Genomic DNA, 12297 nt, shown 5'->3' on the forward strand with positions numbered 1-12297 from the left:
TTTCCATACAGAACCCCAGCAGGGATGCGTGCATGCCCACCGCCTCGTAGCACATGTTGAGACCCGCAAGGCCTGCCAGCGCGTTGGTGATGCCCTGCTCCCATCCCGCCTGCATGTCGGGCAATTTGCTGTCGGAAATACCGCTCGCGGCACCACCGGGCAGATCATAATAGCGGTGCATCTGCGCGCAGCCCGCCGTCAGCAGGGCCTGCTCGGCCGACCCGCCCGACATCGCCCCGGTGCGCAGATCGCTGACGAAGGGCCAGGTGCCAAAGATGCAGGGCGCACCTTTCTTGATCGAGTTGGCATAGACCACGCCCGCAAGGCACTCCGCCACCGCCTGCACGATGGTCAGCGCAATCGGCGCCGGCGCCGTGGCCCCGGCCTGCCCCGCGCTTAATAGCAGCATCGGCATCCCACGACGGATGCAGTCCTCCATCGTGATGCAGCTTTCCTCCGCAAACTTCATCGGTGGCACGACGAAGCAATTGGAATTGCTGACGAAAGGCCGTTCCAGCCACTTTTCCTCACCGCCCGCAACCATGTGGATCAGATCAAAGCAAGCCGCCACATGCGCAGGGTCGGAGAAGCTGGTGCCGACATGTTTCACCGTCCCCGACAGGCTGCCGTACAGGGTGTTCAGGTCCATGTCCTGATTGTCCACCACGTCGCGGCACACCATCGTGCGCTGGTAGAAATGGATGTTGTCCAGATTGTCCACCAACCGCGCCGCATCATACAGATCCTGCGCGGTGGAATCGCGGTACTCCAGCGTGATCGGGTCGACGATATGCACCGCCGCCCCCGCCGTGCCATAGTGCACATTCGAGCCCGACAGATGCAGGTCATAGCGCGGATCGCGCGCATGCAGCGTGATGTTGCGTGCAGCCACCGCCAGCATATCCTCGACCAAAGCGCGCGGAAACCGCAGCCGCCCGTCGTCGCCCTGAATGGCGCCTGCTGCCGTCATCACCTCCACCCCTGACGGTGGCGCCTGGCTCAGACCGATCACCTCCAGCGCCTCCAGCGCGGATTGGTGGATCTGTTGCACCGCCTCCTCGGTCAGCGGTTTGAAGCGCCCCCCCGGCATTCCCGGCCGCACCGGGCGCACGTCATCGGCCAGGGGTGCGGCACGCATCGCCACCCGCGCTTCACGCCCCCCCGACCGCCGCGACCGTACCGGCTCACAAATCTCGCCAACCGCTGCTTCTTCGTTCATTTTCCCGCTCCCTTGCGCATCAGCGCATCAATCTCATCGCCCGACGCCACGCCCGAAAGCGGCGCAAAAGACCCGTCCCGCAGCATCGCCGTTACGCTGTCGCGGATTGCCGCATGGGTCAGCCGCGCGATCATCGAACCCAGCGAAATCCGCCGCACCCCCAACGCCGCCAACTCTGCCACCGACAGTGCCTGCAACGGCCCGGCGGCCAGCGCATTCACCGGCTTCTTGACCGACGCAATCACCTGTGCCAGTTCCCCCCGCCCCGGCGGCACCGGCAGATACAGCAAATCCGCCCCCGCCGCCTCAAACGCCTGCAACCGGCGAATGCCCTCGGCCAGATCATAGCTGCCGTTCATCACCCCATCGGCCCGCGCGCAAAATACAAAGGGCCGCCCCAAGGCCCGCACCGCCGCAGCGCCCGCCCGAATGCGTTCCACGGCAAGGTCAAAGGCATAGGCGGGGTTGCCCGCCACCATCTGCGTATCCTCGACCGAACAGCCCGACAGCCCGGCCTCCGCAGCCAGCCGCACCGTTTCGGCCACCACGTCCGGCGCGTCGCCAAAGCCGTTTTCGAAATCGCCTGACACCGGCAGGGGCGTCGCAGCCACCATCATTTCGGCATGCGCCAACGCCTCATCCCGGCTGACCCCACCCATGTCGGCCCGCCCCATCGTAAAGGCATGCGCCGCCGATGAGGTGGCAATCGCCTGCGCGCCCAAGCCCGCCATCATCCGGGCAGACCCGGCATCCCAAGGATTCGGGATGACGAAACAGCCCTGCTGATGCAGATCATGGAAGGCTTGATGCCGGGTCACGCACGGATCCTTTCCGATTTTGGATCATACATCGGCATCAACGAGGCCAAGGCCATGTGCCGCACCCCGGCCACCTCGATCTCGTAGCTGGAACCAAGCATGTCTACCTCGCTCTCGCCCTTGCAAGGCACGTAGCCCATGCCGACGGCCCCGCCGAGGAAATGGCCGTAGTTTCCCGATGTTACCGGCCCTACGATCTTGCCATCGCGCACCAGCGCCTCGTTGTGAAACAGCAGCGGCTCGGGGTCGGTCAGCCGGAACTGCACCATCCGGCGGTCCAGCCCCGCCTCCTCTTTGCGCAGCACCGCATCACGCCCGAGGAAGGCCGGTTTCTTGCGGCTGACGGTGAAGCCAAGCCCCGCCTCCAGCACATGATCCTCATCGGTGATGTCATGGCCCCAGTGGCGATAGGCCTTCTCGATCCGGCAACTGTCCAGCGTGTGCAGCCCGCACAGCTTCAGCCCCAGATCCGCCCCCGCCTCTTCCAGCGCCTCGAACACATGCGCGGTCTGGTCGGAACTTGCATAGATCTCCCAGCCCAGCTCGCCCACATAGGTCACCCGATGGGCGCGGGCCAAACCCATGCCGATCTCGATTTCCTTTGCCATGCCAAAGGGATGCGACACATTGCTAAAGTCAGCAGGTGACACTTTCGCCATCAGGTCGCGCGCCTTTGGCCCCATGACGCACAGCACCGATTCCGCCGCCGTCATATCGGTGATGACCGCAAAGTCATCCCCCAGATGTGCCTTAAGCCAGGCCAGGTTACGCTGCAACGTCGCCCCCGGCACCACCAGCAGATAAGCCGTCTCCGACAGCCGCGTGACCGTCAGATCCGCCTCGATGCCGCCCTGCGGGTTCAACAGCATGGTGTAGACGATCTTGCCCACCGCCACATCCATCTGCGCCGAACACAGCCGGTTCAGGTAGGCGCAGGCATCGCGCCCCTCGACCCGGATCTTGCCGAACGAGGTCATGTCGAAAAAGCCAACCCCGGTGCGCACCGCCAGATGCTCGGCCTTCTGGTTTTCAAACCAGTTCTGCCGCTTCCAGCTGTAGCGGTATTCCCGCTCCTGCCCCGCATTCGCAAACCAGTTCGCCCGCTCCCAGCCCGCCACCTCGCCAAACACTGCGCCACGCGCCTTCAGATGTTCGTGCAACGGGGTGCGGCGCACGCCCCGGCTGGTTTCCACCTGCCGGTAAGGGAAATGATCCGCGTACAGCAGCCCCAGCGTTTCGCTCACCCGTTCCTTCAGGTATTTGCGGTTCTTCTGGAACGGCTGGGCGCGGCGGATGTCCACCTCCCACAGATCGAACGGCGCTTCACCCTCGGTGATCCAATGCGCCAGCGCCATGCCAGCGCCCCCCGACCCGGCAATGCCGACCGAGTTGTACCCCGCCGCCACCCAATAGCCGCCCAACTCCGGCGCCTCGCCCAGATAGTAGCGGTCGTCCGGGGTAAAGCTTTCCGGCCCGTTGAAGAACGTGTGGATTCCGGCGGTCTGAAACAGCGGCAGGCGGTTCATCGCATGCTCCAGGATCGGCTGGAAATGGTCCCAATCCTCCGGCAGCGTGTCGAACATGAAATCCTCGCGGATGCCCGATTGCCCCCATCCATTCATCCCCCAGGGTTTCGCCTTGGGTTCAAACGCGCCGACCATCATCTTGCCGGCATCCGATTTGTAATAGGCGCATTCATCCGGCACCCGCAGCACCGGCAAATGGCCAAGCCCCGCGATCGGCTCGGTGATCAGATAGAAATGCTCGCAGGCATGCAGCGGCAGGGTCAAGCCGCTCGCCTCGGCCAGATCGCGCCCCCACATGCCGCCGCAGTTCACCACCACGTCAGTGGCAATATGCCCCGGCTCGCCGTCGGCACCGATGTAATCCACGCCGGTCACCCGGCCCCCGGCCTTGGTGACGCCCGTCACCTTGGTATGCTCGGCGATCTGCGCCCCGCGCATCCGCGCACCCTTGGCCAGCGCCATGGCGATGTTGGCCGGGTCACACTGGCCATCCAGCGGCAGGGCCACCGCCCCCACCACGCCGTCGATGTTCAGATGCGGGTACTTCGCCAGCGCCTCTTCAGGCGAGATTTCATGCACATCGACGTCGAAAATCCGCGCCACCGTCGCCTGGCGCAACAGTTCCTCATGCCGCGCCTCGGTCAGCGCGACCGAGATGCTGCCCACCTGCCGCATCCCCGTCTCGACCCCGGTCTCAGCCGCCAGCTTGACATAGAGATCGGCCGAATACTTCGCCAGCCGCGTCATGTTGGCCGATCCGCGCAATTGCCCGATCAGCCCCGCCGCATGCCAGGTGGTGCCCGACGTCAGCTGCTTGCGCTCCAGCAACACCACATCGCTCCAGCCCATCTTGGCCAGATGATAGGCCACCGAACAGCCCGAGATGCCGCCGCCGATGATCACCGCCCGAGCGTGCTTGGGAAGGGCGTTTTTGGGAAGGGTCATGCGTCACTCTCCGACGGGATCAGAACAAGTTTTCCGGGGTAACGCCCGGCGGCCAGATCGGCCTGCGCGCGGGCGATGTCGCGCATCGGATAGGTCTGCGACACCACCGGTCGCAGCCGGGCGGCGTTGATGATGGTGACGAGGCCCGCAAACACCTCGCGCGGCTGATGGGTGGCGCCATAGATCGTCAGATCGTTCAGATAGACCCGGCGCAGATCGCCAGTCACCATTGGCCCGGCCACAGCACCACTGGTGGCATAACGCCCACCGGGGCGCAGCGCGTCCAGCCGCGCCTGCCAGCCATCGCCGCCCACCACATCGATCACCACGTCAAAGCTGCGCGCGGGCGGCTCGCTGTCGCGGCCCAGCACCGCCACGTTCATCGCCCGAAGCGGCGCCGATTTCGCCAGACTGCACTGCCCGGTCACCTCGGCCCCGCGCAACACCGCCAGCTGCACCGCCGCCAAGCCCACGCCGCCCGAGGCCCCGGTCACCAGTACCCGCTCGCCCACCGCCACGTGGGCTCGGGTCAACAGGTTATGCGCCGTGCCATAGGCGCAGGGCATCGCGCCGATCTCGATATCCGTCAGGGCCGAGGCGCTGACATCATGCAGATGCCGTGCCGCCACCAGGCAATACTGCGCAAAGGCCCCGTCAAACTCCGATCCGATCGACACGAAGGCAATCGGGTTCTCGGCGGTTGGTTCATGCTGATTGGTCGGGCAGATCACCCGCGCGCCCAGATCCAACCCCTCGACCCCATCGCCCAGCGCCACGATCCGGCCGCACATGTCAGACCCCTGAATGCGCGGAAATCCCATCTGCCCCGACCAGCCCGCCGCGCGGCCCTCGCCGTACCAACCGATGCGGGTGTTGATGTCGGTCATGTTCACGCCTGCCGCCAGCACCCGCACCAGCACCTCACCCGCCTTCGGGCGCGGCACAGGGATATCATCGCGCCAGACCAGCGCCTCCGGCCCGCCGTGCCGGGTCAGTTGCACGCAAGACATGGTGGCGGGCACCGTCATGCGCGGATCCGTTCGTTCTTTGGGTCCCACAGCGGCTGATCGGCCTGCACGGTGGCCGGATAGCGGGTGCCGAAAATCTCCACCTCCACCGCGGTGCCCGGTTCATTCACCTCGGTCTTCAACATGCCCAGCCCGATGCACGCCCCCACCCGGTGGCCGTAATAGCCCGAGGTCAGTTCGCCCACCACGCGCCCCTGATGCCAGATCGTCGACATATAGGGCGGGTCCTGATCGCCGGCCTCGATCACCAGCGTGCAGAACCGCTTGGTCACCCCTGCCTGCTTTTCCGCCGCCAGCGCCGCCTTGCCGCGGAAATCGGGCTTCGTCCAATCGACAAACCGCTCCAGCCCGCCTTGCAGCACGGTGTAATCGGTCGAAAGATCGCCCTTCCAGCCGCGATAGCCCTTTTCCACCCGCAGCGAATTCAGCGCGAACATCCCGAAGGGGCTCAGGCCCAGCGGCTTGCCCGCCTGCAGCACCGCATCCCAAACCGCCGCCGTATCGGCCACCCGGCTGTGAATCTCCCAGCCCAGCTCGCCCGCAAACGACACCCGCATCAGGAACACCTCGGCTCCGGCCAATCCTGCCGCCTGAAACGTCAGCCAGCCCTTGCTCAGATCGGCATCGGTCACGCTGGCCAAAATCTCGCGCGATTTCGGCCCGGTCAGGATCTGGGTGGACCAGTCCGTCGTCTCATCCGTCAGCGTCAGCCCAGCCCCCAGATGGCGTGTCAGCCAGTCCTTGTCATGCACTTGCGCCGTGGCTGCGGTGATCAGCAGCAGCCGGTCGTCGCCCAGCCGCGCCACCGACATCTCGGTGACGATGCGGCCCTTGTCATCGGCAAAATACGCCAGCCCCAGCCGGCCCACCGCTGGCACCTTGCCGGTGATCTGGCGCGCCAGCCAGTCCGCCGCCCCCTGCCCTTCGACCACAAACCGCGAAAATCCGGGCAGGTCCAATATCCCCGCCGCGTCGCGCACCGCCGCACATTCCTCGCGCACCGCGCCGAACCACGGCCCCTTACGGTCCCAAGTCCGCTGCGCATCTTCCGAAACATCATCACCGGGGCGCGCGTACCACAGCGCCCGCTCCCATCCATTGTAAGGCCCGAACTGCGCGCCCAGAGCGGCGGTACGCTCATGCACCGCGCTCAGCTTCTTGCCGCGCCCCTCGGGCCAGACGTGATGCGGGAAATGCATGGCGTATTCATGGCCATAAACCTCCAGCCCCTTCTTCACGCAATACTCCGGGTCCTCGAACCCGGTAAAGCGGCGCGGGTCGCAAGACCACATGTCCCACTCGGTCGCGCCCTCGGTCACCCATTCGGCCAGCACCTTGCCCGCCCCACCCGCCTGACAGATGCCAAAGGTGAACACACAGGCCTCGAACGCATTCGGCACCCCCGGCATCGGCCCGATCAGCGGGTTACCATCCGGCGTATAGGGGATCGGGCCGTTTATCACCTTGGTCAGGGCGGCCTTCTCCAGCAACGGCACCCGTGCCATCGCATCGGCGATGTACCATTCCAGACGCTCCAGATCATCCGGGAACAGCTGGAAACTGAAGTCCTCGGGGAAGGGATCGTCCTTGCTCACCCAATGCGCGCGGCCGTTGCGCTCATAGGGGCCAAGGTTGAAGCCGTGTTTTTCCTGCCGCAGGTAATAGCTGCTGTCCACATCGCGTAGCAGCGGCAGCTTGCCCCCGGTCGCTGCCGAATGCGCCGCGATCTCCGGGATGGTGTCGAACAGCATGTATTGATGGCTCATCACCATCATCGGCAGATCGCGCCCGAACATCGCCCCCACCTGCCGCGCATAATAACCCGCCGCATTGATCACAATCTCGCAGCGCACCTCACCCTTCGGCGTCTCGATCACCCATTCGCCGTTTTCACGCCGCACGCCGGTCACCGGGCAGAACCGCTCGATCTTGGCCCCCATCTGCCGCGCGCCCTTGGCCAGCGCTTGGGTCAACTGCGCCGGATCAATGTCGCCATCATAGGGGTCATACAGCGCCCCGGTCAGATCATGCGTTTCCACGAACGGATATTTCGACCGGATATCGCCCGGCGACAGGATCTCCAGATCCATCCCCTGATAGCGCCCCATGCCGACGACGCGCTGAAACTCCTGCAGCCGTTCCTTTGAATGCCCCAGCCGCACTGACCCGGTGACATGGTAGTTCATCGGGTAATCGACCTCGGCCCCCAAGCCCCGGTACAGGCCCGCCGAATAGCGCTGCATGTTCATGATCGACCAGCTGGCGCTGAACGTCGGCACGTTGCCTGCCGCATGCCAGGTTGACCCGGCCGTCAGCTCGTTCTTTTCCAACAGCAGGCAATCCGTCCAGCCCGCCTTTGCCAGATGATACAGGCATGACGCCCCGACCGCGCCGCCGCCGATCACCACAACACGCGCCTGCCCCGGAACTGCCGACATCCGCTTCTCCCACTGCTTTTCGCCTTGCACTATCCTCTGTTGAGCGGACGCTTTCAATTCGGCATCTGCCGCGCTATTGATCGGATAATCCGATCAGGACGCTGCCATGCAAATCGAACTTGTCGATACCTTTCTGGACCTTGTTGAAACCCGCAGCTTCAACCGCACCGCCGACCGGATGGGCGTCACCCAATCCACCGTCTCGGCCCGGGTCAAGGCGCTCGAACAGGCGCTTGGCGCGCAGCTTTTTGCACGCTCGCGCGCCGGCACTGACCTCACCACCGAAGGCCTGCGCTTTGAGGGCCACGCCCGGATGCTGCGCCAGGAATGGACCGCCGCCCGCCGCGCCATGACCCCCGCCGGCGACGCCGCGCTCAGCCTGCGCCTCGGCATCCAGAACGACCTTGCCGCCGCCGCCCTCGGCTCCCTCGTCGCGGCCTTCCGCCAAGCCCTGCCGCAAACCGCCTTCTACATCGAGCCGGACTATTCCACCCAGATGTGCAGCGACCTGCAATCCGGCAGCCTGGATTTCGCAGTGATGTTCACCCCCAAGGCCCACCCTGACCTGCACTTCACCAGCGTGGGCGAGATCACCTACCGCCTGATCTCCTCCGACGCCCGCACCAGGGCCGAGATCAACCCCGAAACCATGATCTTCGCCCATTTCTCGCCCGCGTTCGAACGCAGCCACCGGATGCTCTTGCCCGAACTCTCGCAGGCACCACTGTCAGTTGGTCAAAGCACCGCCGTCTCGGCCCTGCTCCTTGCCATGGGCGGCTCGGGCTATGTGATGCAAGATGCCGCCGCCGCGCTGATTGCCACAGGCCGTTTCCGCCACGTCACCGATGCCCCGCTGATCACCCAGCCGATCTATGCCGCGATGCACCTGAAGAACCGCACTGCGCGGCTGCATCGCCGGCTGGTGCAACTGGTGACTAGGCACTTCGCCTGATCCAAACACTTCGCCTGATTACAGCACCATCTGCACCCGGTGCCCCGGCGCATGCGCCAGCCGCACAAAGGTCACCGGCCCGGCCAGCCCAAAGGTCATGCGCTCGGTGATGAACAGCGCCACCCCCGGTGCCACGCCCAGCACCACCGCCTCCCGCGCCAGCGCAGGTTCCGCTGAAAAGGCGATGTCGCCCGACACCAGGCTCACATGCGTCACCAGCCATTCATTGGCACTCAGCGCCGCGAAATCCGGCCCCGGATCGGGCAGCACCGCCGGATTGAGCCAGCGGCATTCGAACACGTATGGCCGCCCGCCCGCCAGATGCAGCGTCTCCAGATAGCGCAGCGCCACGCCCTCCGGCAGCCCCATCCGCGCCGCAACCGGCACCGGCGCCGCCATCACCTGGTCACTCAGACTTCGAACCCGTGGACCAGCCCCCGCGCCTCCACATCCTGCCGGATCACCGGAATATCCAACCGCGCGCGGCGCACCGGCAGTTCCGCCACCCGGGTTCCGGCCCGCTTGCGCCGCTCCACCACGCCCGCCTCGGCAAGATCGCGCAACGCTCGGTTCACCGTCGCCCGCGCCACGCCGAACTCCACCGCCAGCGCCGCCTCACCGGGGATCAGCGCGCCTGGCAGCCAGTCCCGCGCCCGAATGCGGCGCAGCACCTCGGCGCGGATGCTCTCCCAGCCCTGCGCGCTCACAGCCGCGCCCTCAGCCCCTGCAGACAGCGACCATAGCGCGCCTCCACCGCCGCCCGCGCCCGGTGCCGGCCGCCCTGCACGATATGCCGCCCCGCCGACCACAGATCGCTGACCCCGCCCCCGCCCGCAAAAATCCACGCATCCAGCAGCGTATCACCACGCAGCCCCTGCAACCCGACGCTGCCGGTCTCCAGCGCCATCAGGTCCGCCCATCCCCCCACCGCAATCGCCCCCGCCTGCCGCCCCGCCGCCTGCGCGCCCCCCGCACAGACCGCGTCCAACAACACCCGGCCAGTAGAGCGCCCTGCATCCGCCAGAACCGCCCGTCCCCGCAGCTTAAGCCTTTGGGAATATTCCAACATCTGCAATTCACCGCGCAGCGTGATCTGTACATTGCTGTCAGACCCCACCCCGAATCGCCCGCCCGCCGCCTGCCATCCGGTCGCGTCAAAAATCCCGTCGCCCAGATTGGCCTCGGTGATCGGGCACAGCCCCGCCACCGCCCCGGTTTGCGCCAGCCCCGCCGTCTCCCCCGGGTCCATCTGCGTCACGTGGATCAGGCACCAGCGCGCATCCAGCGGCAGGTTTGCCAGCGCCCAGTCCACCGGTCGCGCCCCATAGGCCGCCTGCACCTCGGTCACTTCGGCCACCTGTTCGGCCAGATGCATGTGCACCGGCCCGTCCGGCACCAGCCCCGCAACCTGCGCCAACGACGCCCGGCTCACTGCGCGCAGCGAATGCGGTGCCACGCCCAGCCGGCCATCAGCCGCAAGGCCCCGGCTCGCCCGCGCCAGCAGCGCCTCGAACCGCCCCAGATCACAGCCGAACCGTAACTGCCCGCCCTGCAACGCCCGCCCGTCGCAGCCGCCCTGTTCATACAATACCGGCAGCAGGGTCAGGCCCAGCCCCGTGTCCGCCGCCGCCGCCACGATCCGCTGCGCCATCTCGGCCGGGTCGGCATAGGCCGCCCCGCCGGGGCGATGATGCAGATAGTGAAACTCGGCCACCCCGGCAAAGCCCGCCTCGGCCATCTCCACCATCGCCAGCGCAGCAATCGCCTCCACATCCTCCGGCGTCAGATGCTCGAGGAACCGGTACATCAGCGTCCGCCAGGTCCAGAAACTGTCCTGCCCGGCACTGCGCGCCTCGGTCAACCCGGCCATCGCGCGCTGAAAGCAGTGCGAATGCAGGTTCACCGGCGCAGGCAGCAGGCAATCATGCACCGCGCCGCTTGCAGGGGCGTTGACCGTGACCTCGGCAATCCGCCCGCCTTCGACCACGATCCGCACCTCCTTGGCCCAGCCCTGCGGCAGCAATGCGGATCGGGCGTGCAGGATCATCGGAGCCTCGCTTGACATGGGTCATTATGTATAGACATAATAGCCAAAGACGCAGACATAATGCAAGGTCCCGATGCCACTTTTGTTGACACACTCAACGCTGGCCACAATGCAGGGCGGCTATGGGCTGATCGCCGATGCAGCCCTTGCCATCGACGGCGACCGCATCGCATGGCTCGGGGCTCAATCAGATATTCCGTCAATTTATCAAGGCTTTCCGCAGCACAGCTGCGACGGCCGCCTCGTCACCCCCGGCCTGATCGACTGCCATACCCATGTGGTCTTCGCCGGCAATCGCGCCGCCGAATTCGAAATGCGGCTCACCGGCGCCAGCTATGAACAGATCGCCCGCGCCGGTGGCGGGATTCTGTCCACCGTCACCGCCACCCGCGCAGCCAGCGAAGACCAGCTTCTGGCCCAGGCCCTTGCCCGCGTCGATCAGATGATCGCCACCGGCACCACCACGATCGAGGTGAAATCCGGCTACGGTCTGACCATCGCTGACGAGCTAAAGCTGCTCCGCACCGCCCGCAAGATTGCGCAATTGCGCCGCGTCAGCGTGGTGACCACCCATCTTGCCGCCCATGCCATCCCGCCCGGAACCGACGCCGCCACCTATATCGCTGATGTCGCCATCCCGTCGTTGCACGCCGCCCACGCCGAGGGTCTGGTCGATCAGGTCGATGCGTTCTGTGTGAATATCGCCTTCCAACCCCATGATCTTGAACCGCTGTTCCAGACCGCCCGCAGCCTCGGCCTGCCGGTCAAGCTGCATGCCGAACAGCTCTCCGACCGCAAAGGCACGGTCTTTGCCGCCCGCCACGGCGCGCTCTCTGCCGATCATCTGGAATACCTCGCCCCCGATGGCATCGCCGCCATGGCCGCCGCAGGCACCGTCGCCGTGATCCTGCCCGGCGCCTTCTACACCCTGCGCGAAACCCAAAGCCCACCCATCGCCGCCCTGCGCGCGGCCCGCGTCCCGATGGCCGTCGCCACCGATTGCAACCCCGGCTCGTCGCCGATGACCTCGCTGCCGCTGGCGATGAACATGGCCTGCACCCTGTTCCGCCTCACCCCGGAGGAGGCGTTGCTGGGCACCACCACCCATGCCGCCCGCGCCCTTGGCCTGAACGACCGCGGCAGCCTCGCCCCCGGCCAACGCGCCGATCTTTGCCTCTGGGACGCCACCCATCCCGCCGAACTCAGCTACCGCATCGGCGCCACCGCGCTGCAATCCCGCATCCACGGAGGCACCTTTGACCGCTGAAATCCTGCGCCCCGGCCACACCAGCCTCGCACAGCTGGAGCGGATCTGGCGCGACAA

10 protein-coding genes are annotated in these 12297 nt (G+C 66.1%); 2 read left to right on the forward strand and 8 right to left on the reverse strand.

Annotated features, from left to right (window positions below; genetic code table 11):
* The 5 genes from RMO18_RS04840 to RMO18_RS04860 form a co-directional block, all read right to left on the reverse strand.
* Window positions 1-1219: trimethylamine methyltransferase family protein (locus RMO18_RS04840; RefSeq protein WP_309664270.1), on the reverse strand; the 1219-nt coding region annotated here is incomplete at its 3' end.
* Entirely contained in the window at window positions 1216-2037 is an 822-nt protein-coding gene (locus tag RMO18_RS04845; protein ID WP_309664271.1) for an isocitrate lyase/phosphoenolpyruvate mutase family protein, read from the reverse strand. The genes RMO18_RS04840 and RMO18_RS04845, both read right to left, overlap by 4 nt.
* Entirely contained in the window at window positions 2034-4508 is a 2475-nt protein-coding gene (locus tag RMO18_RS04850; RefSeq protein WP_309664272.1) for an FAD-dependent oxidoreductase, read from the reverse strand. The genes RMO18_RS04845 and RMO18_RS04850 overlap by 4 nt, the downstream gene beginning before the upstream one ends.
* Complete coding sequence (locus RMO18_RS04855) at window positions 4505-5536, reverse strand: alcohol dehydrogenase catalytic domain-containing protein (RefSeq protein ID WP_309664273.1); 1032 nt, start codon at window positions 5534-5536, stop codon at window positions 4505-4507. The genes RMO18_RS04850 and RMO18_RS04855 overlap by 4 nt, the downstream gene beginning before the upstream one ends.
* Window positions 5533-7974, reverse strand: coding sequence for an FAD-dependent oxidoreductase (locus tag RMO18_RS04860; protein ID WP_309664274.1), 2442 nt, complete (start codon window positions 7972-7974; stop codon window positions 5533-5535). Before RMO18_RS04860 ends, RMO18_RS04855 begins: the two co-directional genes overlap by 4 nt.
* Before the next feature lie 106 nt (window positions 7975-8080).
* On the opposite strand from RMO18_RS04860, the gene RMO18_RS04865 reads away from it, so the two are divergent.
* The gene (locus RMO18_RS04865) at window positions 8081-8926 is read left to right on the forward strand and encodes a LysR family transcriptional regulator (RefSeq protein WP_309664276.1); all 846 of its coding nucleotides are present in this window, start codon (window positions 8081-8083) and stop codon (window positions 8924-8926) included.
* Between the two features lie 18 nt (window positions 8927-8944).
* Here the strand turns inward: RMO18_RS04865 and RMO18_RS04870 are convergent, their stop codons facing one another.
* Genes RMO18_RS04870 through RMO18_RS04880 form a run of 3 tightly spaced genes read right to left on the reverse strand, consistent with a single transcriptional unit; the run spans window position 8945 to window position 10973 of the window.
* The gene (locus tag RMO18_RS04870; protein WP_309664277.1) at window positions 8945-9325 is read right to left on the reverse strand and encodes a UTRA domain-containing protein; all 381 of its coding nucleotides are present in this window, start codon (window positions 9323-9325) and stop codon (window positions 8945-8947) included.
* An 11-nt stretch (window positions 9326-9336) separates the two neighbouring features.
* A complete protein-coding gene (locus RMO18_RS04875) occupies window positions 9337-9633 on the reverse strand; it encodes a GntR family transcriptional regulator (protein WP_309664278.1) in 297 nt (98 codons plus the stop codon).
* Entirely contained in the window at window positions 9630-10973 is a 1344-nt protein-coding gene (locus tag RMO18_RS04880; protein WP_309664279.1) for a formimidoylglutamate deiminase, read from the reverse strand. The genes RMO18_RS04875 and RMO18_RS04880 overlap by 4 nt, the downstream gene beginning before the upstream one ends.
* A 73-nt stretch (window positions 10974-11046) precedes the next feature.
* Between RMO18_RS04880 and hutI the strand changes: the two genes are divergently transcribed.
* Entirely contained in the window at window positions 11047-12240 is a 1194-nt protein-coding gene (gene hutI, locus RMO18_RS04885) for an imidazolonepropionase (protein ID WP_309664280.1), read from the forward strand.
* Window positions 12241-12297 lie beyond the last annotated feature (57 nt).

Source organism: Tabrizicola sp. (assembly GCF_031377265.1).
Classification (GTDB): Bacteria; Pseudomonadota; Alphaproteobacteria; order Rhodobacterales; family Rhodobacteraceae; genus JAUYQR01.

What these genes read in the sequence shown, in the direction of transcription:
- RMO18_RS04850 (WP_309664272.1), bottom strand. Translation starts at nt 4,508, where the DNA reads ATGACCCTTCCCAAAAACGCCCTTCCCAAGCACGCTCGGGCGGTGATC.
- RMO18_RS04855 (WP_309664273.1), bottom strand. Translation starts at nt 5,536, where the DNA reads ATGACGGTGCCCGCCACCATGTCTTGCGTGCAACTGACCCGGCACGGC.
- RMO18_RS04860 (WP_309664274.1), bottom strand. Translation starts at nt 7,974, where the DNA reads ATGTCGGCAGTTCCGGGGCAGGCGCGTGTTGTGGTGATCGGCGGCGGC.
- RMO18_RS04865 (WP_309664276.1), top strand. Translation starts at nt 8,081, where the DNA reads ATGCAAATCGAACTTGTCGATACCTTTCTGGACCTTGTTGAAACCCGC.
- RMO18_RS04870 (WP_309664277.1), bottom strand. Translation starts at nt 9,325, where the DNA reads ATGGCGGCGCCGGTGCCGGTTGCGGCGCGGATGGGGCTGCCGGAGGGC.
- RMO18_RS04880 (WP_309664279.1), bottom strand. Translation starts at nt 10,973, where the DNA reads ATGATCCTGCACGCCCGATCCGCATTGCTGCCGCAGGGCTGGGCCAAG.
- hutI (WP_309664280.1), top strand. Translation starts at nt 11,047, where the DNA reads ATGCCACTTTTGTTGACACACTCAACGCTGGCCACAATGCAGGGCGGC.